This window comes from Flavobacteriales bacterium, assembly GCA_030584065.1.
In the GTDB taxonomy this organism is placed as follows: domain Bacteria; phylum Bacteroidota; class Bacteroidia; order Flavobacteriales_F; family PHOS-HE28; genus PHOS-HE28.
On record CP129489.1, the window covers coordinates 62,808 to 87,709 of the forward strand.

At 65.2% G+C, this 24,902-nt stretch carries 20 protein-coding genes; 9 read left to right on the top strand and 11 right to left on the bottom strand.

The features are described 5' to 3' along the window. Positions 1-7: 7 nt before the first annotated feature. The 7 genes from QY325_00255 to QY325_00285 are packed head-to-tail and all read right to left on the bottom strand — an operon-like array spanning position 8 to position 6,711. Positions 8-1,099 carry an AMP-binding protein gene (locus QY325_00255; protein ID WKZ66370.1) on the bottom strand — a complete coding sequence of 364 codons (1,092 nt, stop codon included), beginning with the start codon at positions 1,097-1,099 and terminating at the stop codon, positions 8-10. Further along, positions 1,099-2,151 carry an o-succinylbenzoate synthase gene (locus tag QY325_00260; GenBank protein ID WKZ66371.1) on the bottom strand — a complete coding sequence of 351 codons (1,053 nt, stop codon included), beginning with the start codon at positions 2,149-2,151 and terminating at the stop codon, positions 1,099-1,101. Before QY325_00260 ends, QY325_00255 begins: the two co-directional genes overlap by 1 nt. Next, positions 2,148-3,044 (bottom strand): 1,4-dihydroxy-2-naphthoate polyprenyltransferase, encoded by an 897-nt coding sequence (locus QY325_00265; protein ID WKZ66372.1) that lies wholly within the window; start codon positions 3,042-3,044, stop codon positions 2,148-2,150. The genes QY325_00260 and QY325_00265 overlap by 4 nt, the downstream gene beginning before the upstream one ends. 2 nt (positions 3,045-3,046) lie before the next feature. Beyond that, positions 3,047-3,526, bottom strand: a complete 480-nt coding sequence (locus tag QY325_00270; protein ID WKZ66373.1) for a hypothetical protein — start codon at positions 3,524-3,526, stop codon at positions 3,047-3,049. Beyond that, positions 3,523-5,208: a 2-succinyl-5-enolpyruvyl-6-hydroxy-3-cyclohexene-1-carboxylic-acid synthase gene (menD, locus tag QY325_00275; protein ID WKZ66374.1), complete on the bottom strand. Its 1,686-nt coding sequence runs from the start codon at positions 5,206-5,208 to the stop codon at positions 3,523-3,525. The genes QY325_00270 and menD overlap by 4 nt, the downstream gene beginning before the upstream one ends. 13 nt (positions 5,209-5,221) lie before the next feature. Beyond that, on the bottom strand, positions 5,222-6,295 hold the full coding sequence (locus tag QY325_00280) for a chorismate-binding protein (GenBank protein ID WKZ66375.1): 1,074 nt from the start codon (positions 6,293-6,295) through the stop codon (positions 5,222-5,224). After that, on the bottom strand, positions 6,292-6,711 hold the full coding sequence (locus QY325_00285) for a hotdog fold thioesterase (protein WKZ66376.1): 420 nt from the start codon (positions 6,709-6,711) through the stop codon (positions 6,292-6,294). Before QY325_00285 ends, QY325_00280 begins: the two co-directional genes overlap by 4 nt. A 30-nt stretch (positions 6,712-6,741) precedes the next feature. Here QY325_00285 and QY325_00290 point away from each other — a divergent pair, with 30 nt between their 5' ends. Next, positions 6,742-7,434, top strand: coding sequence for a response regulator transcription factor (locus tag QY325_00290; protein WKZ66377.1), 693 nt, complete (start codon positions 6,742-6,744; stop codon positions 7,432-7,434). A gap of 268 nt (positions 7,435-7,702) precedes the next feature. Beyond that, positions 7,703-8,470 carry a T9SS type A sorting domain-containing protein gene (locus tag QY325_00295; GenBank protein WKZ66378.1) on the top strand — a complete coding sequence of 256 codons (768 nt, stop codon included), beginning with the start codon at positions 7,703-7,705 and terminating at the stop codon, positions 8,468-8,470. 52 nt (positions 8,471-8,522) lie between these two features. Here QY325_00295 and QY325_00300 read toward each other — a convergent pair whose 3' ends face one another. Beyond that, entirely contained in the window at positions 8,523-11,231 is a 2,709-nt protein-coding gene (locus QY325_00300) for a PD-(D/E)XK nuclease family protein (protein WKZ66379.1), read from the bottom strand. Here QY325_00300 and QY325_00305 point away from each other — a divergent pair. From QY325_00305 to QY325_00315, 3 genes are read left to right on the top strand one after another with little or no spacing between them, the layout of a single operon-like run. Further along, positions 11,230-11,505, top strand: coding sequence for a hypothetical protein (locus tag QY325_00305; GenBank protein WKZ66380.1), 276 nt, complete (start codon positions 11,230-11,232; stop codon positions 11,503-11,505). The genes QY325_00300 and QY325_00305 overlap by 2 nt on opposite strands. A 60-nt stretch (positions 11,506-11,565) precedes the next feature. After that, positions 11,566-13,428: a gliding motility-associated C-terminal domain-containing protein gene (locus QY325_00310; GenBank protein WKZ66381.1), complete on the top strand. Its 1,863-nt coding sequence runs from the start codon at positions 11,566-11,568 to the stop codon at positions 13,426-13,428. Between the two features lie 23 nt (positions 13,429-13,451). Further along, complete coding sequence (locus QY325_00315; GenBank protein WKZ66382.1) at positions 13,452-16,076, top strand: PKD domain-containing protein; 2,625 nt, start codon at positions 13,452-13,454, stop codon at positions 16,074-16,076. A 4-nt stretch (positions 16,077-16,080) separates the two neighbouring features. Here the strand turns inward: QY325_00315 and QY325_00320 are convergent, their stop codons facing one another. Together QY325_00320 and QY325_00325 are read right to left on the bottom strand one after the other, a co-directional pair. Then, positions 16,081-16,530, bottom strand: coding sequence for a GNAT family N-acetyltransferase (locus QY325_00320; protein WKZ66383.1), 450 nt, complete (start codon positions 16,528-16,530; stop codon positions 16,081-16,083). Continuing rightward, positions 16,527-19,640, bottom strand: a complete 3,114-nt coding sequence (locus QY325_00325) for a UvrD-helicase domain-containing protein (protein ID WKZ66384.1) — start codon at positions 19,638-19,640, stop codon at positions 16,527-16,529. Before QY325_00325 ends, QY325_00320 begins: the two co-directional genes overlap by 4 nt. A 96-nt stretch (positions 19,641-19,736) precedes the next feature. Between QY325_00325 and QY325_00330 the strand changes: the two genes are divergently transcribed. The 4 genes from QY325_00330 (at position 19,737) to QY325_00345 (ending at position 23,299) form a co-directional block, all read left to right on the top strand. Then, complete coding sequence (locus tag QY325_00330) at positions 19,737-20,225, top strand: hypothetical protein (GenBank protein WKZ66385.1); 489 nt, start codon at positions 19,737-19,739, stop codon at positions 20,223-20,225. Positions 20,226-20,415: 190 nt separating this feature from the next. Next, positions 20,416-21,174, top strand: coding sequence for a hypothetical protein (locus tag QY325_00335; protein WKZ66386.1), 759 nt, complete (start codon positions 20,416-20,418; stop codon positions 21,172-21,174). Further along, complete coding sequence (locus QY325_00340) at positions 21,171-22,184, top strand: cytochrome c peroxidase (protein WKZ66387.1); 1,014 nt, start codon at positions 21,171-21,173, stop codon at positions 22,182-22,184. The genes QY325_00335 and QY325_00340 overlap by 4 nt, the downstream gene beginning before the upstream one ends. Then, entirely contained in the window at positions 22,181-23,299 is a 1,119-nt protein-coding gene (locus tag QY325_00345; protein ID WKZ66388.1) for a cytochrome c peroxidase, read from the top strand. Before QY325_00340 ends, QY325_00345 begins: the two co-directional genes overlap by 4 nt. Before the next feature lie 21 nt (positions 23,300-23,320). On the opposite strand, the gene QY325_00350 is transcribed toward QY325_00345, so the two are convergent. Continuing rightward, positions 23,321-24,817, bottom strand: a complete 1,497-nt coding sequence (locus QY325_00350; GenBank protein ID WKZ66389.1) for an NAD(P)/FAD-dependent oxidoreductase — start codon at positions 24,815-24,817, stop codon at positions 23,321-23,323. Positions 24,818-24,902: the final 85 nt, after the last annotated feature.

A 24,902-nucleotide genomic window follows, 5' to 3' on the forward strand; every position in this document is an offset into this window, starting at 1 on the left:
CGCCTGCTCAACCCCGGATCATCTTGCCGCTGGGGGTCCGGCTGATGCGGCGCAGCGCCTGCACGCGCCGGGGCCATTCGTGCGGATGCAGCACGGCCGTGAGCTTCTCCATCACCTCGGGCAGCACCTGCTCCCGCGGCAGCTCGGTCTCCAGGACCAGCATCACCGCCTGGCCCAGCACCGGGTCTGGCACGCGGGTGAAGTAGTGCGGATAGGGGATTGCCCCGGCGGTCCTTGCCTCGAGCTGCTCGGGGAAGATCTTCTTGCCGCCGCTGAGGATCACATTGTCGATACGGCCGAGCCAGCGGAACCGTGTGTCGTCGACCAGTTCCACGAGGTCGTTGGTCACGTGCTGCTTCGTGCCGAGGTGCGGCGTGTATGCCACCAGGCATCCGCGCGGGTCGCGGGCGAAGTGGCATGCGCCGATCGCGGTGAAATGGTCCTCGGGCGCTGGGCCATTGATGCGGCGGAGGGCCACATGCGTCACGGTCTCCGTGCTGCCGTAGCTCTGGAGGACATTCGTCCCGAGGGTGCTGAGGACCTCCATCAGCGCATCGCTCACCGGGCCGCCGCCGAGCAGTATCGTGTCGAACTGCCGCTCCACGCGGCCGCGGTCCTCCTGGATGGCGCGGTGCAGCTGCAGCGGCACCATGGCGGTGAAGCGGAAGCGTTCTTGCGCCTGCAGGTTGTCCAGCACGCTCCCGCGCGGGTTGATCAGGTGGATATCCAGCCCCAGGGCGAAGGCGCGCATGAGCATCATCTTGCCGGCGATGAACTGCGCGGGAAGGCAGTGCAGCACGCGGTCCCCTGGCATCAGTTGGAAGGCGGCGCCCGTCAGGCGCGCGCTCATCACGAGATCGCGCTTGGGGATGGTGAAGCGCTTGGGCGGACCGGTGGTGCCGCTGGTGATCGCCGGCAGATGGCCATGGGCGATCAGTTGGGACATGGTCATGCGCAGCTCGCGGATCCAATCCTCATCGCGTTTGCGGCCTCGATCCTCCAGCCGCTGGAGGAACGCGAACGCGGAAAGCGATTCACCATCAAGGGTGATGCGCTCGAAGGCCTTGGCGATGGACGGATAGGGCGATCGCTCGGCCATCAGTCGAGCAGCGAGAGGTCCCACTCCGCCTCGGGGCGGTAGCGCAGGTAGCCGCGCTCAGCCAGCAGGGGCGATGGGATGTTGTTCGCGTAGACCTTGCCGGTGCCGAGGCCCTGCGCCGCGGTCACGTTCAGCGTGGCGGTGAATTGCGCGATGGCATTGAGGCCGATGCTGCTCTCCAGTGCGGAGGTGATCCACCAGCCGATGCCGCGCGCCTCGGCGAGCCCGATCCACTCATGCGCGGCGTTCCAGCCGCCCACGAGGCTCGGCTTGATCACGATGTGCTGCGGCTTCACATGGTCGAGCAGGTCCGCCTTGGCGTCGTGGGTGTTCAGGCCGATGAGGTCCTCGTCCAAGGCGATGGGGATGGGCGTGCTCGCGCACAGCTCCTCCATCACCTCGAAGAGCCCTGGCGCCACGGGCTGCTCGATGCTGTGCACCTGCAATTCGGCGAGGCGCTTGAGCACTTCGGGCGCCTGGTGCGCGCTGAAGGCGCCATTCGCATCCACGCGCAAGGTGATGTCGTCCGCGCTGAACTCCTTGCGCACGGCGCGAAGCAGCTCCAGCTCATCATCGATTCCGATGGCGCCGATCTTCATCTTCACCGTGGTGTAGCCGCCTTCGATCTGCTCACGGATGCGCTGCTTCATGGTGGGCTTGTCGCCCATCCAGACCAGGCCATTGATGGGGATGCCCTGCTTGCCCAGCGTGAAGTCCGAGGGGAAGAGCGTCTTGGTGCCGCCGGCCTCGAGGTCGCGCAGGCATTGCTCCACGGCGAAGCGCACGCTGGGCACATCGGCCAGGTCGGTCATGGCGCGTGCGGCCCAGTTGTCGGTGCGCTCGCAGAGCTCCGTCAGCTTCAGCTTCACATCGGCGGGGAATTCCTTGCTGTGACCGGGGAAGAGCGCGACCTCGCCGATGCCCTTCAGTTGCGGCTGGTCCTCATTCCAGGCGATCATGTACCAGACAGTGCGCGCATGGATCGGGCCCTTCGATGTGCCGAGCTCGAAGCGTGGTTGCAGCGTGCGTTCGATCCAGCGCGCTTTGATCATGCCGCAAGGATAAGCCCGGCGCTGAAGGCGAGCGCCGTGAAGAAGGTGATGAGCGCGAGCTTCTTCAACTGCGGATCGAGCGAGGCGGGATCATGCGCGCGGAGCACCGTGCGCAAGTGTGTGCCTAGCGCGGGCAAAGTGATCAACCAGCCCCATTGCGGCATGCCCCGGAAGGCGACCGCGGTGAAGGCGATGAGGCACAGGAGGCCGCCCATGAGGAGGATGCCGTGGTAGCCCTTGGCCGCATCGAAGCCGAGCCGAACGGCCATGGTGATCTTGCCGCTTACCTTGTCGTTCCTGATGTCGCGCAGGTTGTTGACGTTGAGCACGCCGGTACTGAGCAGGCCGAAGCCGAATGCGGGCAACTGGATGATCGTGTCGATATACCCGGTGTGCAGGTAGTAGGTGCCGCAGACGCCGACGATACCGAAGAAGAGCAGCACGCTCAGGTCGCCGAGCCCCGCATAGCCGTACGGGTTCCTGCCGAAGGTGTACTTCACCGCCGCACCGATGGCGAGCAGCCCGAGCAGAAGGAACGCGAGCGTGACCGGCGAGAGCCCGAGCGCGGTGATGATGAGCGCGATGCCGCTGGCGAAAGCCAGCGCTCCGCAGATGATCATGGCGCGCCTCATTGCGGCCGGCGAGATGGCTCCGCTCTGCACCGCGCGCTGCGGCCCCACGCGCTCCTGGTTGTCGGTGCCGTGCTGGTGGTCACCGAGGTCGTTTGCCAGGTTGCTGAGGATCTGCAGCAGGATAGCGGTGATGAGCGCCAGCACCAGGACAGGTGCCTGGAACGCGCCATGGAACCACGCGAGCGCGCTTCCCGCGATGATGCTGCTCACGGCCAGAGGCAGTGTGCGGAGGCGGAAGGCGGCGAGCCAGTGCTTCAACATGCTTAAATCTTGTATTCCAAGCGACAGGACAACTTGATTCGGGGCGTGATCAGACTCTTGTCCGGCCGTGGTTCCTTCGACTCGATTACGCCGTCGAACTCATAGATGGCCCCGTTGGCGGAGCCGCGGTCCTTCGAGATGATCCGGAATGTTCCTGGCAATGCCCAGAATCTGAACCAGATCGGCCCGTCCGGAGCGCCATGCATGAACGAAATGGTGAACACGCCGTTCTCGGGGTCCCAGACCACATCCCCAGTGTCGCAGTTGCCCGCTTCAGGAAACGAAATCGACTCGCCATCGATGGTCAACGTGCCTCCCTCGAAGATGCCGGTGATATCCTGCAAGAATGCGGAGAAGGTCGTCTTGCCTGAAGCCGATGTGCACGTGAGCCTGGCCGTGCCGGAACCAGCGACGGCCGAATGGCTGATCGCTGCTCCGAACAACACGATGAGGATGACGGCGAATCTGTTCGGTGGAATCATGACCTCAGGGATTTGAAATACTCCCGCAGCGCCTTCGGGCTCAGCTCCGCATCCGTTCGCACCACGAGCGCGGCTGGTTTCGTGTGGTCGCCGTAGAGCCAATCCAAACCCTCACGCATCGTATCGCCATCCTTCGCCTCGCGCCACGGCAGGTCGAACGACTTCACCAGTGCCAGCGGATCGCGCCCATGCGGCGCCTCGAACCACTTGAGCAATGCAGGGTCCTTGTCCGGTCCTTCGATGTAGCGGAAGATGTTGCCGCCGCCGTTGTCGATGACGATGATGCGCAGGGCAGGGGAGAGGTGCTTGTTCCAGAAGGCGTTGCTGTCGTAGAGGAAGGCCGTGTCGCCGGTGATGAGCGTGGTGGGCCGCTGCGAGGCGAAGGCGCTGCCCACGGCGGTGCTAGTGCAGCCGTCGATGCCGCTGGTGCCGCGGTTGCTGAACCAGCGCAGCCCCATGCGGCGGTCGAAGAGCTGTGCATAGCGCGCGGGGGTGCTGTTGGCCAGGTGTACATCGCTGCCTTCCGGGATGCGCTGGAGGATGATCTCGCTCGCCTTCAGGTCGCACCACGGCGTTTCGTTCAGGATCGCGGCGTGCCGGTCCCGGGTGCGCGCATCCACCATGCGCCAGGCCTCGCCGTAGATGCTCTCGCTCGGCTTCACGCCGGCGGCGATCTGCGCGAAGAAGACCTCGGGGCTCACGGCGATGTCGTGCGTGAGGCTCTGGTAGGTGTCGTAGTGGCGCTGCCCGGCATCGATGTTCCAGTGCTGCGCGGGCTTCCACTTCCGCAACAGGCCCTTGATGCGCTTGCTCACCACGGCGCCGCCGAAGGTGATGAGCAGGTCGGGCTTCAGGTCGGCCTCATTCACCGTGTCCACGCCTTCGATCGCGCGGTCGATGCAGGTGATGAACGCCTCATCGTCGAGGTTGCTGGTGGCCTCCACCATCACGATGGCCTGCGGCAGCGCGGCGAGCTGCTTGAGCTGCTTCTTCAAGCCATCGCTCCAAACGCCTTGGCCGCCGAGCACCATCACCCTGCGGCTTGCGCTCAGGTTGGCGATGAGCCAGCGCGCATGCTCGGGAAGGATGAAGCGCTCCGTCAGCACCTGGGCGATTGCGCGTGATGGCTGGCCCGAGGCGTCGATGGAGCCATAGAGCGGCTCCGCGAAGGGCGCATTCACATGCACCGGTCCGGGTACCGGCAGCAAGGTGGCGTCGATGGCCTCGTTGATCAGCCGCCCGCCGTGCCAGCGCGAGAGGTCGTCGGTCATGAGGCGCGGGAGCTGGACGCTCTTCTTCATGTGCAGCGCGAGCACGCCTTGCTGGCGGATGGCCTGCCCTTCGCCCTGGTCCACCCATTCCTCCGGGCGGTCGGCGGTGATCACCAGCAGCGGGATGCGCTGGTAGAACGCTTCCGCGATGGCCGGGCCGTAGTTGAGCACCGCGCTGCCGCTGGTGCAGATGAGGGCCACAGGGGCATGCAGCTGCTGCGCCATGCCCATGGCGAAGAAGGCGGCGCTGCGCTCATCGATGACCTGAAGGCACTGCATGCCATCCAGCCGGTTGAAGGCGATCACCAGGGGGGCGCTGCGCGATCCGGGGCTGATCACCGCGTGGCGGACGCCTTTGGCCAGGCAGAGGCGTGCGAGTTCGGCGGCGGAGAGGTGGTCGGATGTGGGCATCGGCCCGGCAAAGCTATCCGCCCCTCTGCACCCGGGCGATGAGGTCGGTCCAGGTGCGGGCCTTCAGCTCAACTTCGTCGCACTCGCCGTCAGGGTCGGACGCAGCGGTGATGCCCGCGCCAACGTGGAGAAGGGCATCCGTCGGGCTCAGTTCCATGCACCGGATATTCACGAAGAGCCGCGCACCGCCGCCGTCCATAGGGCCCCAGTAGCCCGCATACAGGGAGCGCTTCCGGGGCTCCAGGGCCGCGATCAGGCGCTGGGCTTCCGTCCGGGGGATCCCTCCGACCGCAGGCGTGGGGTGGAGTTCGCCGGCGAGGGCGAGCACAGCTGCCGTGTTCAGGCAGCCTGTGATCCGCGTATGCAGATGGGCCAATGGGCCGGCGGTCCGTACTTCAGGTCCGTGGATGGAAAGCCCCGTCGCACCGGCATGCCGCAACCGGTGCATGATCTCCTCAGTGACCACAGCCTGCTCTTCGCGCTCCTTCGCACCCCAGGAGGCTGCGGAGCGGGGAGCTGACCCGATGGATAAGGTGCCGGCCAGGGAGTCCACTTCCAAGTGGCCTCCTTGAGCCACCAGCAGCCTTTCAGGCGTGGCGCCCAGCCAGGTCCCGAACCGCTCCGTGGCCACCAGTGCCACCAGGGCCCGGGGATGAGCTGCGCAGGCCGCCTCGAACAACCGGCCGGCCGTGGCGGGTCCCAGCGGCGCCCGCACCGTGCGCGCGAGCACCACCTTCCGCAGGGTGCCCGGCTGCAGGAGCGCCAGTGCTGCGGCCACCGCCCGCCGATAGCCGGACCTGTCCAACCCGTCCCGCAATCGGGCGTCGGTCCAGGCGGTGGCGCGGGCGGTGCCATCCGGGGCCGGATGCGCTTCACCGAGGGCCAGGAGCACGTCGGGCCGGATGGACAGTGCCTTTTCTCCTTCCGTCTCGAATGGAGCCAGCACGAAGCAAGGTTCACCCTCCTGGGCTAGGTCCAGCGCCGCTGAATGCTGCACATAGGCCTGCGCCGCTCCGCCCGGCTCCCGGAAGGCCGCGAAGGTGGCGCCGCTGCGGAGGAGTTCATCCAGGACATCAGCGCCGCTCACCGCTGCTCGATGATGAGGATGGTGAGTCGGCATACCGCGCAGAGCTCCATCGCTTGGTTCCGCACCCGGATGTCCCAGACGTGCGTGGTGCGCCCGGCATGCAGCAGTTCGCCGGTGGCCACCACCTCGCCGGAGCGGACGCCCTTGAGGTGGTTGACGTTAAGCTCGATGCCCACGGCCCCGCGGCCCTCCGGAACGACCAGCAGAGCCGACCCCACGCTCCCCAAGGTCTCTGCCAAGGCCGCTGTGGCGCCGCCGTGCAGCAGGCCCATGGGCTGTTGCGTCCGGCCATCCACGGGCATGGAGGCGCACAGCCGCCCCTCCTCATCGGTGTGGAATGTGATGCCTAGGTGGGAGACCAGCGTTCCGGGCGCAAGGTCCCCGGCATGTGCGGCATGTTCCGCGGTGAAGCGCATGCGTCAAAAGTAGAGCCGGATATTTGCCGCATGGCCGAAGAACGGATCCTGCTTGTGGAGGACGAGGCCTCCTTGCGGACTACCCTCAAGCTCAACCTGGAGCTGGAGGGCTATGGCGTAACCACCGCATCATCGGGCCCTGATGCCCTGGATCGGCTGCGCGGCGCCCATTTCGATTTGGTCATCATGGATGTGATGCTGCCAGGCATTGACGGGTTCACCGTGGTGGAGACGATCCGTTTGGAGGGGAATCAGGTGCCCGTCCTGTTCCTTACGGCCCGGAATGAAGCGGCGGACCGGGTCAGGGGCCTGCGGGCAGGTGATGACCACTTGGGCAAGCCTTTCGACCTTACGGAGCTGCTGCTGCGCGTGGGCAAGCTCATTGCGCGCTCCGCCAAGCAGCAGGACAGCCCGCCTCCCCAGCGCTTCGCGTTCACCGGCGGTTCCATCGATTTCGACCGGTTCGAGGCCATCGGGGTGGACGGAGTGCACCACCAACTCACCCAGCGCGAGACCCTGCTGCTGCGGCTGTTGGTCGATAAGGCAGGGGAGGTGGTATCGCGCGAAGAGATCCTGAAGAAGGTCTGGGGCTATAATGTGTTCCCGACCACACGGACGGTGGACAACTTCATCGTCGCATTCCGCAAGTACTTCGAGGCCGATCCGCGGCAGCCTAAGCACTTCCATTCCATACGGGGAGTGGGCTACAAGTTCACGCCCTGATATTTTTTTTCACGGTTGCGGCAACCCGTCCCAACCCCTGCCGTCTTCCTATCAACCAAGGTCCTTCTTCCTGGCCTTGGGCTGGTTCCAATCATTCCTTGCAGGTTTACCGCGCAGGGGCCCTTTTCAGGGCCCCTGTTCGGTTTTCATGGCTTTCCAAGAACATGGCCACAAGCTCACGGAAGGCCTTGCGTTTGGAGAGCCGCCCTGCTATCTTGCCGCGGCTTCGCGCCACCCTGAATCATCCCCACCAATCCCACCGGAACCCATGAAGGTCCTTCACTCCGCAGCCGTGCTTGCACTGGCTTGCTTCATCGCAGGGACGACCAGCGCCCAGAACGTTGATATCGGCCTGCATCGCAATGGCGATCGCTTGGAGGTGCATCTGCGCCCCACGGCTGACTTCGATGGTATCGTTTCCAGCCTGGTCTTCACCATCCGGTGGGACCGCTCCACGGGTGCCACGCTCGGCACGCTCCAGCAGGAGGGCGCTGCGGCGCAATACATGCCGGTCCGCCGCAGCGGAGGTGCCCATGAGCATGGAACGTTCAATTACCAGGTCTTCGCCGGATTCGGCATGACGCCGATGGCATCCCTCGAGGAGGATTGGAAGGCGGGTGAGGAGATTGTCGTGGCATCCATTCCTGTCAGCGGCAAGGGCGAATTCGAGCTCATCAACGATGCTTGGACGCGTGAGGTGGCGCACAACGCCAACTACTACATCTCCCTCGGGGGGCAGGATCGCACCGGTGCCATCTATAAGGGGCTTGCGACGGCCGAGGAGAGCGGCGGTGTCACCATCCAGCCGAATCCGAACAATGGCCGTTTCACCGTGTCAATCACCTCGGCCGCGCCGGCGGATGTGACCGTTGAGCTCCATAATGCGCTTGGCCAATCGGTATACAACGAGACCCTACGCGCTTTCGAGGGCCGCTACACCAAGGAGATGGACCTCACGAGCATGAGCAATGGCGCGTACTACCTGAAGGTGAAGCGCAACGGCGAGACCTCCACCCACAAGGTGGTCTACCGCTGAGCCCCGGCCTCATCGCCGATCAGGAGAGGGCCCCGAGGGCCCTCTCTTCATTTCAGCCCCGCAGGCAGCTTAGGCAATGCCGGCTATCCGGGTTGTGCACGAAGGGCCGATGCGGGTCGAGCAATTCCTGCACCAGCATTGTGATCAGGTCGCGCATGGCGGGCAATTGCTCGCGTCTGATATCCGGGTCGCGGCCAATGGTGAGCCAGATGCCGCCGGACTGCGATGGGGTGCGCAGCGGGATGATTCCGGCACGTACCGCGGGCAGGGCCGGGTCGGCTTCCAGCGCCATCGTCGCGTACATGAGCAGCTGAAGTGCGAATTGGCTGCGTGGATGCAGCGCTTCACGGCTAAGGTCCTTAATACGGAGCTGTTCCTCGCGCACGCCTCCCGTCTTGAGGTCCAATATGTGCAGCACACCATCCCGGAGCTCCAGTCGATCGCAGGTGCCTCGCATGCGCAGGCCGCCGGGCAGTGCTGCAGCCATCGGTTGCTCCACCGCAAGGGGGATGGTGACGGACCTCGCCACGCGGTGCGCCTCGGCGGCCAAATGCCTGGCCAGGGAATCGGCGGCCATGGACCGCTGCAAGAGGAAGCTCCCCGACTCGAGCATGGCACGGTCGAAGCGGCCGGAGAGCTCGCGAAATAGGAGCGCCTCCACCGAGCCGGCAGCCTCCCTCACCCGATCCGCATCCAGCGGGCTCCCGAGCCATTTGCGGTAGAGGGCCTCCAGGGCCTTGTGGACGGCGGTGCCGAGCGCATCGCTCCCAAGCTCGGTGCCGGGTGCTTCGAGCTCCTTCACGCCCAGGACGTAACGGGCATGGAAGTCCAAGGGGCACCGGAGCCAAACGCCCAGCGCCGATGGTGAAAGGCCTTTGGCAGTAAGGTCGTGCAGGCGCTCCAGGACCCACGGGGCCTTTTCCGCATGCGGCCTCGCTTTCGGCCGCGGGTGGCAGGTCGCAGCCAGTTCGGTCCGCTGCAGTATGGTTGCGCTGCGCGGTACAAGCTCGTGCGCCCAAAGGTCAAGGAATCGGGCTGGCGCGGAGCCGTCGCTGCCTGTAGCGTGCAGCAGAACAACCTCCTCGGCCTGGTGGAGCAGCCGGTGGATGTGATAACTACCTATGGCCTCGGCATCGGCCCTCAACGGAAGCCGGTAGTGCCGTCGCAGGTCGAAGGGGATCCAGCTCATCGGCTCATCCCTGCCGATGAGGGTTCCCTCCGTGGCGCCCACGATCAGCACCCGCTTGAAGTCGATGGCCCGCGTCTCAAGCAACCCCATGATCTGCAGCCCTTCCAAGGGCTCACCGAAAAGCGCCAGCTCCGCATGCCCCAGCAGGCGCTTGCGCACGGCCAGGAATTCGGGGATGCGCTCCGATGGTCCGTCGGCCTGCGCCAGGGCGATGGCCAGCTCGCGCTCGAGGCGGGCAACGACGAACAGCTGTTCCTGAGCCAGCGCATCGGTGGGCCGGGCCTGCCTGCCCCACCCGATGAGAGCCTGGACAGCTGCTGAAGGAGTGAGTGGTCCGGCGCAAAGTGCGACCGTCGCCGCCGAGGCCACGCCTGCCCGCTTCAATTCGGTGTTGATCCTATCGGGGCTCAGGCGAATCTGCTGCGTGGCGCGCAAGGCTGCCGTCAGAGCCAGCGTTGCCGGGCCTTGATGGAGCAGCGGATGCGTGACAAGATCGATGAGGCCCGCCGTGGGAATACGGCCGGATCCATCGAAGAGCCCCAGGTACTTCTCCACCAGCCCGTGGACCGGCAACGAGTCCAGCGGCACACCCATGGAGATGTTCACCGGTCCCATATCGGCGGGCATCGCCTCCAGCAGGGGGAGCAGCAATCCCTCGTCGGCGAGCACGATGACCGTGTCGGTACGGTCGGCTTGGGGCAAGCGGTGCACCCAGGCGGCCGCGTCGGCCACCATGGTCATTCGATCGGGGCTGGTGCGCAGGGAGATCCGCCGTTGCCGTTCGCTGATCAGATTGCCCAAGGCGAGGCTGCCGGTTCCAAAGGCCTCCATGGACCGGCGCAGGAAGCGGCCGGCCTCATGGTCGGGCGATTCCACATAATGGCGGTCCCCATCCCATGCCAGTTGCAGCACACCCAGCCGTTGCAGGTGCTTCAATACGGCAGTGGTGGCCGGGTCGAGTGCATTCAGGCCGGCAACCCAGACGGAGGCCCATGGCGAGGACCATGTGCCGCCTCCCGTGATCGATGCAGCCCGCCGCGCAATGGCGCCCGAAGTGCCCACACCGCGCTCGTGCATCCGTTCGGTGAACAACCTATGCAGCCGGCCCGTGCCCTCCCAGCTGGCCACGGTGCGCTGTTGCGAGGCGGTCAGGAATTCCGACCCCTTCAGGCTCCAGGTCTCGATCTCATGGTATGCCCGCAGGTCCTTGTACACCTGGTCGAGGTCCAGGAGATGCGCATCCACCTCGCTCAGGTCCCGCAAGGTGGTCGGTCCCCACTGTAGGAATTCATGCAAGGGCTCTGCCTGCGCGCCGGAGACGGCCCTGTGGCACTGATGGAGCATCAGCAGGAGCTCAGTGGAAGTGCCTTGCCGCCAGCCGGCGATCCGGGCCAGGAAGGCCCCGGGGTCCAGCACCTCGGGACTCCAGAGCGCGCGGCCATGGCGTCGGGCAAGGTACTTTCGCAGGTGCAGGCCCGCTCTTCGGCTCGGCAGCACCACCGCCACGCGATCGAGCGCCTGGCCATGCGTGCTCAGCAAGGCCTCGGCAAGGCGGTCAAGGAATGGTCCCATGGCAGCGCGGGAAGATAGCCGTACCGAACCGGAGGGGTCCGATGGGTTTCCCGTGTACCGCCAGCTGGCCGGCGGCGGGCATTACTACCGGATCGATTCCTCGCACGCGTTTCATGAGCTGCAGCGCATCGGCAGCCGGCTTGTGCATCATGCGGTGCATGCGGAGGCCTATCCGGAAAAGCTCCGCATCGCCGAGATGATCGCTTGCGCAGAGGGACGGTATGCACCCTTTGACGGCGCTGAATGGGAGGCGCTGTTTCGGACGATTCGGTAACTTCACCATCCCCAGCCGAGGCGCAGGCAACCCCAAGGCCAATTACCGGGTCGAATGAGCATGAAGCGGAATCTCGTCGCCTTGGCCCTGGCCTTGGCCATGGCGCAGGAGGTGCGTGCCACGCACATCATCGGCGGGGAGCTCTACTACGACGCGGTTGGAAACGGCCTCTACCAGGTTACGCTTAAGCTGTACCGAGACTGCTCGGGCATCGCGTTCGACCCCACGGCAGCCATCGGTGTCTTCGATGGGGCGGGTGGTGGGTTGCTTTCGGTGCAGACGCTGACCTTCCCGGGTGGCTCCTTTGTCCCGATCACCCTCGATTCCCCATGCTTGACGCTGCCGCCGGATGTCTGCGTGGAGACCACTTCGTACACGGGTCTGTTCAATCTTCCTGCCAGCCCCAACGGCTATATCCTGTCCTATCAGCGCTGCTGCCGCACCGCCATCATCGGCAACCTCGTCGACCCCGGTGACCTGGGCCTTACGGTGATGACGAGGATCCCGGCCCAGCCCATTGAGTCCAATAGCGCGCCGCGATTCAATGAGCTGCCCCCGGTTGCCCTGTGCCTCGATGCGCCGCTCAGCTTCGACCATAGCGCTGCCGATCCGGATGGCGATTCGTTGGTCTATTCGCTGTGTACGCCCTACAACGGTGGCACGGCGCTCGCCCCGCAGCCCAATCCGCCAGCCCCGCCGCCCTACGCCCCTTTGCCATGGGGCGTCGGCTATTCCGAGGGGTACCCGATCGACTCCGACCCGTCCATTGCCATCGACCCCGCAACTGGCCTCCTGACGCTCACGCCCACGCTGCAGGGCAACTACACCGTGGGCGTCATGGTCCAGGAGTACCGGAACGGCGCCCTCATCAATGAGACACGGCGCGACTTCCTCTTCAAGGTGGTGGCCTGCGACGCGGTCGTTACGGGCGGCATACAGCCCCAATCGGAGTTCTGCACCAGCCTGACGGTGCCCTTTGCCAGCGCCACTGCTGGCGCGCAGGCAGTGCATTGGGACTTCGGCGTGCCGGAGCAGACGAGCGATACGAGCAATGCATGGAACCCGGCCTGGACCTATGCCGAGCCCGGTACCTATACCGTGACCTTGATCGCCAACCCCGGGACGACCTGTGCCGATACCGCGCAGTCCACCTTCAATGTCTACCTCGCCCCTCAGCCCATGGTTCGGGTTCCGCCACCATTTTGCGGCAACCAGCCGGTGATGCTCGTTGCCGACGGGGCATTCGGACCGAATGCGGCGCTGAACTGGCAGTTGGGTGCCGGTAGTACGCCCCAGACCAGTTCCGATAGCATCGTTCAGGTGCAGTTCGCCGGTCCGGGGGTGCACGAGGTCTCTTTGCTCGTTGCTGAGAACGGCTGCACGGCATTCGTCACCGAAACGGTCATGAATTACGCACTCCCCGAAGCCTCCTTCGAGGCCGATCCGGACCCGCCTCAGCTCGTGGGCACGCCTGTGGTCTTCACGGATACCAGTGACCCGAATGGCGGTGTCATCGCCCAATGGGACTGGCTGCGCGATGGCTCGGTCTTCGCCCCGTCAGCGCCCACGGCGGTCTGGAGCGCAGGGTGGCCGGCGACCTACATCATCGAACTGGTCATCACCACGGAGGAGGGATGCTCGGACACGGCCTCCTTGGCCTATGCGGTGGAAGGAGGACCGGTGGTAGTGCCCAATGTGTTCAGCCCGAATGGGGATGGGGTGAATGAGGCCTTCGTCATCCCGAACATCGAATACTACCCGAATGAGCTGTCCGTGTATGGCCGATGGGGCAACAAGGTCTACGAGGCCCGCAATTACAGGAGCCAATGGACGGGTGAAGACGTCCCGGAGGGCACCTATTACTATGTCCTGGTGTTGGAGGATCGCCGCGAATACACCGGGCACGTCACCATACTGCGGTAGGCACGCGCCAATGATCTGAGCCCATGCGCCTCCTCCGACGACTTGCGGTCCTGGTCCTCGCCCTTCTGGGCGCGATGGGCGCCCAAGCGACGCACATCATCGGGGGGGACATGTACTATGACCATTTGGGGGGGAGCCAGTACCGTGTGACGTTGAGGCTCTATCGGGATTGCGGCCCCGACAATGCGAATGGCACCGGGTTCGATGCCTCGGCCCAGATTGCGGTGTATTCCGCTTCAGGCGTGCTCTTCACCAGCGTTTCCGTGGATGACCCCGGCGAGGAACCGGTTCCGGTCGACCTGAATGACCCCTGCCTCTCCGCGCCGCCAGAGGTTTGCGTGACCACGACCGAATACGTGCACATCTTCAACCTGCCCCCTTCCGTCGGAGGCTACACCATCAGTTACCAGCGCTGCTGCCGGACGCCTGCCATGGTCAATCTGGAGGGGCAGCAGGGGCTTACCTGCACGGTGACGATTCCCGGCAACCCGAACGCCGCGAACGGCTCCCCGCGCTTCAACGACTACCCGCCCATCGCGCTCTGCCTGGGACAGGACATGAGTTTCGACCACAGCGCCACCGATCCGGATGGGGACCAATTGGTATACGAGCTATGTGCCCCATTCCAAGGTGCGGATGCCTTCAATCCGGCACCGCTCGCCGGGGCCCCGCCCTACGACCCCGTGAATTGGGCCCTCGGCTATTCGGCCACCGACCCGATCAACAGCGTACCGCCGATCGCCATCGACCCGGCCTCCGGGCAGCTCACCGTGCACCCCACGCTGCAAGGGACCTTCACCGTGGGGGTCTGCGTGTCCGAGTACCGGAACGGCGTCCTCCTGGGTACCTCGCGGCGCGATTTCATGTTCAGGGTGGTCGCTTGCAACGCGGCGGTGGATGCCGTGATCGCCGCGCAGGGCATCGGCCAGGCATGCTCGCTCACACAAGCGTTCGAGAATCAGAGCACCGGTGCGCAGACCTGGCAATGGGACTTCGGCGATCCGGCCACCGCGGCGGACGTCTCCACCGCGCAATCGCCATCCTACACCTATCCGGCACCGGGCAGCTACACCGTGACCCTCATCGCCAATCCGGGTGCCAGCTGTGCCGATACCAGCACGGCCGTTTACGTGGTGGCACCTTCGCTTGAGCCCACCTTCTCGGTGCCGGGGCCATTCTGCGGCGGACCGCAGGAGGTCACGCTCACGGTGGAGGGGGATATCGGCACCGCCCCATCCATCGCATGGAATCTAGGCCCGGGTGCTGTGCCGGCGACGGCCCAAGGCCCAACGGTGACAGCGCTCTTCGACAACAGCGGCGACCACACCTTGACGGTGACCGTTGAGGAGTTCGGTTGCAGCGGCACCTTCACCAGCACCCTCTCCGTTCACCCGCAGCCAGTCGCAGATGTCGCTGAGCAGACCGTTTTCTGCGCCTCCTTGGAACAGCAGTTCGTGAACGAGAGCAGCGAGGCCACCAGTTTCGTTTGGGACTTCGGCGACCCCGCGGTCGGCAATGATAGCAGCACGGATGAGTCGCCGGCGTGGACCTATGGCGCTCAGGGCTACCACACGGTGATGCTCATCGCCCGCAACGGTCCGTATTGCGCGGATACGGCGCTCCGTGTGTTCGATGTGCATCTGCCCCCTCCGGCGTTTTTCTTCAGGCCGCCGGTGCGCTGCCCCGGTGAGCCAGCGCTGCTTTCAGCCATAGGAGCCGCCTCGGATTCGCCCTCAGTGCTGTGGGACCTTGGCGATGCGGGCATCCCGGGGGTCTCCACGGCGCTTGAGTTCCAAGCGGTCTTCCCGGGCCTGGGGGCGCACCCCGTCTCGCTCACCATCTCGGAGTTCGGCTGCACAGCCACCTACACGGATTCGGTGATCGTCTTCCCCGTGCCCGAGGTGGATTTCACCAACGGCACCCGGGCATGCGTCGGGGAAGCCTTCCCTTTCTCCGCCCAGGTCGTGGCGGCCACGCCGTTCACGCTCCGTTGGGACCTGGGCGATGGTACGGAGGCGACGGACGCGGAGCTGGTGCATGCCTACGGTGACCCCGGCGTATACACGGTGTCCCTGACCGCTTCAACGAATACAGGCTGCATCGCCACCGTGACGCGCACCAAGCCCGGAGCGGTGGAGGTCTTCCCCAAGCCCGTGGCGGCATTCACGGCGCTGCCGGGCGAGGTTGACCTGATGCAGCCGCTTGTCCGCATCACCGATTACGCGTCTCTCGCAGCGGAATGGTCCTATGCGATCGAGGGCGGAGAGGTTGACGAGCCCTCATTCGACCATGTGTTCCAGGATGCCGGCCAGTATACCATCACGCAGATCGTCACCACGGAGGACGGATGCTCGGATACCACGTCCCGCGTGGTGGTGGTGAGCGGCCACTTCTTTTACGCGCCCACGGCATTCACGCCGGATGGCGATGGCCTGAACGATGCCTGGCAGCCCTCGGTGATGGGTGCCCGCGCCTATGAGCTGGTCGTTCTCGATCGGTGGGGCCGGGAGGTTTTCCGCACCGAGGACCCGGAGCAGGGCTGGTCCGGTGACGGGTACGCTCAGAGCCTCTACGTGTACCGGGCCCGGATCAAGGAATGGGGTTCCTTCTCCAAGGAGTACATCGGGCATTTCAGCCTGCTGCGGTAGCGCGTCAATCCTCGGTACGGCGCATGTCCACATGGGGTATGCCATCCCAGAGGTATTCCTCGCCGATAGCCTCGAAACCGTATTCGGCATAGAAACGCTGGAGATGGGCTTGTGCCGCAAGCGCGGCGCGGCGGGAGCCCCGTTCGGCAAGGAGGGTCCGCAGCGCCAGGTCCATCAGTTCTTGTGCGAGGCCTCGTCCGCGATGTTCCGCCCGGACCGCCACGCGACCGATGTGCGGCAGTCCGTCATCGCCGGGCGGCACGATACGGGCGACTGCCACCAGCAGGCCGGCATCATGGCCGAGCAGGTGAAGACAATCCGGGTCGCGCCCGTCGATCTCGTGATAGACGCAGCGTTGCTCCACCACGAAGATGTCCTCGCGCAGCCGCAGAACATCGTGGAGCTCAATCAGGGTGAGCGCTTGGAACGGCTTCGCCTGCCAACGGATGCTCATGCGGCTTCAACAGGAATGACGGATCCATCGCGGACGTAGAACAGGGCCCCTTCCACGCGGTCATGCCCAAGCTCGCGCAGGAGCCGCATGTAGCCGCGCACCTGGTCATGGTGCCGGTCGGATGGTGCGCCTGTCTTGATGTCCAGCACGCGCATCACCCCGCCATCCGACACGATGCGGTCCGGGCGTTGCGCATGTCCATCGGCAGTGATGATGCTCGCCTCTGTCCGCACGTGCAGTCCAGGGCCGAACCATGGCCGAAGCCCATCCGAGCGGATCGCCGGACCGAGCCAGGCCTCCAGGGTGCGGGCCTCGGAGCCGTTCACCAGGCCTTCGCGCAGCAGGGCGGCCACGGCCTGCGGCAATGCCTCGGCATGCTCCACGCGCCCGAGCAAGTCGTGCACCAGGTTCCCGAAGCGGCGCAGCGGGTCCGGGTCATCCGGGACCCAATCGGCCGGGGCTTCCAGCCTCAACGGCAATGCGGGTTCATTCGGACGTTCGGGGGCGCGGAGTGCCTCTGGCGGTTCGGCGGTCTCCTTGGGCCAAGGCTTGAGCCGCTCGCCCAGCGTCACCGCAGCTCCTTCCTGCATCGGCTGCAGATGCTCCAGCAGCCGTGCCGTGAGCTCATCCGGCTTACGGGTCGGCACGAGGGCGTAAAGCCGCTGCTCCGGGCGGGTGAAGGCGACATAGAGCAGGTCCAGGTCATCCAGCAGGCGCAAGGCGGCCTCAGCCTCCAGTTCAGGCAACCCGCACTCCTTCACGCTCTTGTCCGGGCGGATCAGGGCCGATGCGAGCTCCGGAACGACACCGGCCGGATTCACCCAGAGCCGCTCCGCGTTGGAGTTCCCGGAGCCCATGCGTGCTGTAGGAACCACCACGACCGGGAACTGAAGGCCCTTCGCCTTGTGAATGGTCATCACCTGTATGGCGCCCAGCACAGTCCCACCTGACGCGCTGCGCTCTCCCCCCGTCCGTTCCCAATGTGCAAGGAAGCCGCCCACATCCTGGCCGTGTTCAAGCCCGAAGGCGTGCGCCTCGTCGCGCAGGGTGAGCAGGCACGCATCATCCGTGGCCGGCAGCCCCAGGGCGTGTGCCAGGTCAGCGATCAATGCCGTCAGGGTGGTGCGCACGGAAGGGTTGCCCTGCGCTGCCAGCCAAGTCCTCACGCGAGCGAGGGGGGAGGCTCCGTCGAGCGAAGCGAAGGGATCGGTCCATTCCGTGTCGGCTGTGGCCGATAGCTTCGCTTGAAGCTGAAGGAATCGGGCGGCAGCGGCCTCATCGCCCGTGTGCAGCACCCGCAGCAGGTCCACGATGGCTTCCGTGGCGGGGTCGCCCGCCAGCTTGGCGCCGTCGGGCGAGGAGACGGCATGCCCCAAGGCCAGCAGGTGGTCCGCGACACGCTTCCCGACCGCCTTCGACCGCACCAGGACAGCGATGGACTCGGGGGCGAAGCCATCGGCCAGGGCCTCCTTCACGCTGCGTTCGGCGAATTCCACAAGCGGGTCATCTGGCCCGTCGGCCTCCCCCTCGGTTTCCTGGATGGTGATGCGGATGTATCCGGCCTCCTGCCGCTTGGACTCCTGCGCTTGATCAGCATAGACACTGCGGAGCGATTCGGGCAGCACACCGGCCAGGTCCTCGAAGAGACGGTTATTGAACGCCACGATGGTGCCAGCCGATCGGTAGTTGGCCACGAGCGGCTCGCCCTCCCGATGGTACCGCTTCAGCGTGGCTTCGCGCTCACGATCGGTTGGCCCCTCGGCGCCGAACAGCCCGGGCAGGTGGGTGAACAGCCTGACCTCGCCATTCCGCCACCGGTAGATCGCCTGCTTGGCGTCGCCCACGAGCAAAGCGCTGCCACCGGTGGATAGCGCATTGTCGATCAGGGGGAGCAGGCAGCGCCACTGGAGCAGTGAAGTGTCCTGGAATTCATCGATGAGGAAATGCCGGTAGCGCTCGCCGATGCGTTCGTGTATGTAGGGCACGGGCTCCTCCTGCACCACCCCCGCAACGCGTCGCGTCAGGTCGCTGAAGAAGACCACGCCGTCCGCGGCTTTCTGCTCCTCCAGGCAGCGCTGGAGCTCGCGCAGCGCAAAGGCCGCCGGCAGTTCGCGGAGCACCGCCCTTCGGATGAAGTAGTCGCGCTGCCCATCCGTGCACAGCGAGCGGCTCCGCTCGAAGAGCTCCGCCAGCCGGCCGCTTACGGTTCCGACCCGCGCAATGGTGGCTGCATCGGCCTTGCTGCCGTGCCATTTGCCGGATTCAACCGTCTTCAGTGCATTGCTGCCAGGGATCAGCCACTCGGGGCCGAAATCGGCGAGCTTGCGGAACCAGCTGAGGATGCCCTTGCTGGCGTAGGCCAGGTCCTCCGCTTCCAAGCCGGCCTCCGCAAGGATGCGCAGCGCATCGCGCCCCGCCGCACGCACCTCCTCCTTGAATGCGGCGTTGCGGCGGCGCAGCCGGTCGCTCAGGGCGGAGACGCTCGCCGAATCCTGGCCGTGCAGGGCATCCAGGGGCTTCATCGAGGACTCCTTGTCGAGTTCGGAGGCCAATGCCCGCAGGGGGTGTGCCGCGTCCCATCGGGCCTCCTCCTCCAGCAGCTGGCGGCAGGCCTCCGTAAGCAGGTGCGTCACTTCCTGGTTCTGGCCGGCCTGGGCGATCAGCGCATCCACCGCACGGTCGCGGTACCACGATTGCTCGGTGGACATGCGCAGGGCCTGGTCCAGCTGCAGGTCGCGCGCAAAGGGCCGGACGACGCGCCGGGTGAAGGCATCGATGGTGCTGATGGCGACCTCTGCCCAGTGGTGGAGCATATGGTGGAGCGCGGCCTCGGCAGCTTGGGCCACCTGGTCCTCGCTACCGCCGGTCTTCCTCTTCAGGTGCTCCATCACATCCTGAAGCGCGGAGCTCCGCAGGTCCTTGACTGCCAGCTTCCCCAGGTAGGCGGTCACGCGCTCCTTCATCTCACTCGCGGCCTTGTTGGTGAAGGTGAGCGCGAGGACATGACGGTAGGCGCCCGGCTGCCCCAGGCGCAGGGCATGCTCAAGGTAGTGCTTCACCAGGGCGTGGGTCTTGCCCGCCCCGGCACTGCTGCGAAGCACGGTGAACATCGGCGGCAAGATAGCGGGGCCGGCAAAGGGGCATCCGGATACTGGGAACGGCTTCTCCGCCGTTACGGCTACATTCGTCGCCTATTCCAATCCACCATGCGCTCCCTCTTCCGCACCCTCGGTCTCTTGGTCATGTTGAGTTCGTCGTTCCTGGCATCCGCCCAGAAGGACGGCCAGAAGCTCACCAAGGAGCAGCTCCAGAAGATGTACATGGACTACCTCGACGCGGAGGGCTACCGTCCTGAGCTGGATAGCGATGGTGATGTCCAGTTCAAGGCCGAGGGCAAGACCTACTTCATCAATGTGCTGGAGGACGACCCCACCTATTTCCGGCTGGTGCTAGCCAACATCTGGCCCATCGAGAGCGAGGAGGAGCGGACCCAATGCCTGGTCGCGGTCGATTACAGCAACGCCAAGAGCAAAGTGGCCAAGAGCTACCTGGTGAAGGATAACATCTGGGTGGGCATTGAGGTCTTCATGCCCAAGCCTGAGGATTTCGAGCACATCTTCAAGCGCAGCCTCAGCGCGCTCTCCAATGGCGTAGCGCATTACGTCACCAAGATGCGCGAACAGCAGGGCAACTGACGGGCCAACCGGGATTCCCTGCATCTGGCGACGCTGCCGCCTGCCCGACGGCGGATTCCGGCGAGGGGGGGCGTGCCCCCTTCCCGCGTCCCGGTAAGGCCGGAAGTGACGTCCATCACAGCGAGAGCTTGATCCTTGCGCTAACTTTGAAAGATGGTGAGCAATCGGGCTTGCCAATCGTTATAGCGCTATGAGGAAGCTGCTTCACATCCTGGGAATCACGGTGGCTTTGGCAGGTTGCCGTACGGATGTGCCGGTGGATCCGGCTCCGGGACCGGTGGATGGTTCCGGAACGCTGCGTGTCACTGTCGTTCCCGAATGGGAAGGGCAGCCCTTGCAGCTCTTCTCCGAGTACAGGGCTCCGGGGAACTACAGGTTCCAGGTGGAAATGCTCAAGTTCTACCTGAGCGACCTCAGGTTGGTGAATGCAACCACGGAGCAGCCGCTGGAACAAGTGCGCCTGCTCGACCTCGGAGCAGGGCCGTTCAGCTTCGATTTCAGCGTTCCCGAGGGCACTTGGTACGGGATCCGGGGGGGGCTGGGGTTGCCCCATGACCTCAATTACACGAATGCCGCGCTCTATCCCGACGGTCACCCTATGAGCGTGAACACCGGCATGTATTGGACATGGGCCACCGGGTACAAGTTCGTGCTCTTCGACGGGCGCTACAACCCTGATCCTGCTGGCACGGGTCCGCTGCTGATGCCATTTTCCGTGCACACGGGCATGGATACCTGCTACACCACGGTGGAGCTCATGCCCGCACTCCCATTCACCACCGCCAAGGGTTCCGTTACGGAACTCACCCTACGGGTGGCTGCTGATGGATTCCTGCTATCGTCCGGGGATACCATCGATGTGGCGACCGAGGACCAGTCGCACGGGGGCAATTATCCACTGGCACTGAAGCTCACCCGCAACGTGAAGCGCAGCCTTCGCCTCGAATGAGCATGCTACGCCGGCGCATCTGGGTCCTCGTCCTGTTGCTAGCCGCGTGCCGTCATTCGGGCGAGGAGTCCCCTTTGCCGCTTGATGGTCCTTTCCCCTTGAGGCTGCCGGCGGGTTTTCCCGCCTTCGATACGCCCGCCGACAACCCCCTCACCGAGGCCTCCGTGGCCTTGGGGAAGGCCCTGTTCTTCGAGAAGCGGCTTTCCCGGGATGGCAGCATCTCCTGCGCTTCGTGCCACCTGCCCGCACGTGCCTTCAGCGATACGGTGCCGCTCAGCGCTGGCGTTGATGGACGCACCGGCATGCGCAATTCGGCACCCTTGACCAACCTGGCCTACCATGATGCGTTCTTCAGGGATGGAGGAGTTCCAACCTTGGAGCAGCAAGTGATTGCGCCGATTCATGATCCAGTGGAGATGGATTTCAGCATCACGGCTGCCGCAGCCCTACTGCGGTATGAGGAGCCGTACCGAAGCCTGTCGCAGCGGGCCTATGGCGTGGAGCTGGACGCTTGGGCGCTCTCCCGGGCCTTGGCCAGTTATGAGCGGACCTTGGTCAGCGGCTGGTCAAGATGGGACAGGTGGATGGCCGGAGAGGCCGGTGCGCTGTCCGAGTCCGAGGTGCGGGGTTGGCAGCTCTTCAACAGCGCCGCAGTGGGATGCGGGTCCTGCCATTCCGGCTTCGACCTCAGCGACCATGCCTACCACAATGTGGGCCAGTACCTCGATTACGCGGACCCCGGCCGGGGCCGGATAACGCTCGATCCCGGTGATGAGGGCAAGTTCAAGACGCCCACGCTGCGCAACATCGCCCGGACGGCCCCGTACATGCACGATGGAAGCATGGCCACCTTGGAGCAGGTGGTCGATTTCTTCGCCGCTGGAGGACTGCCGCACGCGAACCGCGACCCATTGATGCAGAGCTTTGCGTTGAGCCCGGACGATAAGGCCGACCTCATCGCCTTCCTGCGGGCATTGAACGACGAACAGCTGATTGACCAGGTGCCATGAAGCCCTACCACGCATTGATCGCATTCCTCCCGCTGGCGATGCTCGCCTCATGCAAGCCTGATGAGGGTCCGGAGGAGACGGATGGCACGGACGGCGGTGCCGCGCACCAGGCCACTCCGTACACCTTGGCCATCCCTTCGAATTTCCCGCCGATGTCCATCCCTTCGGATAACCCGATGACCGTGGAGGGCGTGGAACTCGGCCGGTACCTGTTCTATGAGGAGCGCCTGAGCGGCGATAACACCATGAGCTGCGCCAGCTGCCATGGGCAGTCCTTCGCCTTCAGCGACCACGGCAACCAGTTCAGCACCGGGATCGATGGCGTGCAGGGGAATAGGACGAGCATGGTGCTCCAGAACCTCGGTTGGGAGACGCGCTTCTTCTGGGATGGCCGTGCCATGACGCTCGAGGAGCAGATCCTGGAGCCGGTGGAGAATCCCATCGAGATGCATGAGACATGGCCCAATGCCGTGGCCAAGCTGCAGGCGGATCCGGCCTACGTGGCCCTGTTCCAGGAGGCGTTCGGCAGCACCACGATCGACCGGTTCAAGGCCGCAAAGGCGATGGCCCAGTTCCTGCGCACGCTGATCAGCGGCAATTCCCGGTTCGACCGCTTCATGCGCGGCGAGATCCAGCTCACGCCGGAGGAGCAGCTCGGTTTCCTTCTCACGCAGCAGGAGGGAGGCGACCCTGCGCTCGGCCTGGGCGGCCAATGGGGAGCGGATTGCTTCCATTGCCACCCCCACGGCGGCGCGCGCTTCACGGATGGGTTGTTCAGGAACAACGGATTGGACAGCCAATTCACCGACTTGGGCCTGGGCGGCGTCACCGGCCTTCCTCAGGACATGGGCCTCTTCAAGACGCCCACCCTACGGAATGTAGCCGTGAGCGGGCCTTATATGCACGACGGCCGGTTCAGCACCCTGGAGGAGGTGATCGAGCATTACAACGGTGGGGGGCACCCTTCGCCCACGATCAGCCCCTTCATGAAGTTCACGCAGGGAGGGCTCTCGCTCACGCCGGAGAAGAAGGCCCAGTTGCTGGCCTTCCTCCATACCCTCACCGATGACGAGTTCCTGACCAATCCTGAATTCGCCGATCCGGGAACCCCCTGATCGACGCGCCCCGCGCTCGCCTTACGCCGCAGCGCTCGACGAATCAGCAGGTCGCCATCGGCAGTGCTGCATCCTGTCGGCGAAGACCTCCGGCTTGAAGATGCTCTTCCCGAGGAGGAGCCGCGCGCATTCCTGCACGCCTTCCGTGATGCTCGGATGCGGGTGCACCAGGTCGGCCAGTTCGCGCACCGGGGTCCCGAGCCGGATCATCAGGCTCACGGCCTCGATTGCGCTGGACGCATGCTCGCCCACGGCGCGCATGCCCAGCACGTGCATCTCTTCGTCGTCGGTGACCAGCACCTTGAAGAAGCCGCGCGTCCTGCGCATGGCGATGGCCCTGGGGATGCAGCTGTAGTCGATGCGGGCGAGGCGATAGGCCATGCCCCGCTTGCGGCATTCCTGTTCGTTGAGCCCCACGCCGGCCACCTCGGGGTCGAGGAACATGATGGTGCTGATGTTGTCGTAGCTCAGCGGGGTGGATGCCGATCCACAGAGCTGCTCGGCGGCATGGCGCCCCTCCATCTCGCCCAGGTTCACGAGCATGTTCGACCCTGTGGCATCACCCACGGCATGGATGTGGGCCGCGCTCGTCGCCGTGCCGTTCAGCATGATGGCGCCTGTACGCGTGTCGGTGATGACGCCGGCGGCGGCCAGGCCGAGTCCTTCCACATTGGGCTGCCGGCCCACGGAGAGCAGCGCCTTCTCCACCTGGACGGTTTCCGCACGGCCATCGGGGTAGGACAGGCGGTATTCGACGCCGGAGTCCGTGGCCGTGATCCGCTCCAGCTTCGCCTGCCGATGGATGATGACGCCCTGCCGCTCGAGGTTGCGCGCAACGAGCTCGCTCACGTCGGCATCCTCGAAGGGCAGGATCCGATCGGCCCGGTCGATCAGGTGCACGCGCGTGCGGCCGAGCAGGGAGAAGATGGTGGCGAATTCGCAGCCGATGACCCCTGCGCCGATGATGACGATGCTCTCCGGGTATTCCTCGAGCGCGAAGATGCCGTCGCTGGTGAGGATGCGGCGCTCGTCCACTTCGATTCCGGGCAGGTGGCGGGGGCGGCTACCCGTGGCGATGATGACACGGTCAGCCTCCACGTCGACGACGCGGTCGGGGCGTTCGATGCGGATGGTGCGCGGGTCGATGAAGGAGGCCTGTCCGCGTTCATGGACGAATGCCCGGCGGCCCGATGGCCCCACAACGGAAGCGAGGAGCTGCAGGTGGCACGCATAGAGGTACTTGCGCTCGAAGGCGGCCTCGTTCACCGCTTTGGAGACCTCCGTCCAATCCAGGCGGAACGGTTCGCGGCCACGGGTCCGCATCAGCTCATTGGTGCTCGATACGCGCTGTGCGATCTCCCAGAGGGTCTTCGAGGTGAGCGCACCGTTGAAGATGCCGGTCCCACCCACGCGGTCGCGCTCGATCAGCACCACTCGTTGCCCAAGGTCGATGCCGCGCATGGCGGCTGCGTAGCCGGCGGGTCCACCACCAATCACGCACAGGTCAAAGTGTTCCATGGCATGCCATCGCCGCAGCGACGGCCATTGATACGGCGGGAAGGAGCGATGGTTCCTGCCGAGGGGGCGATCGTCGTCGTCCGCC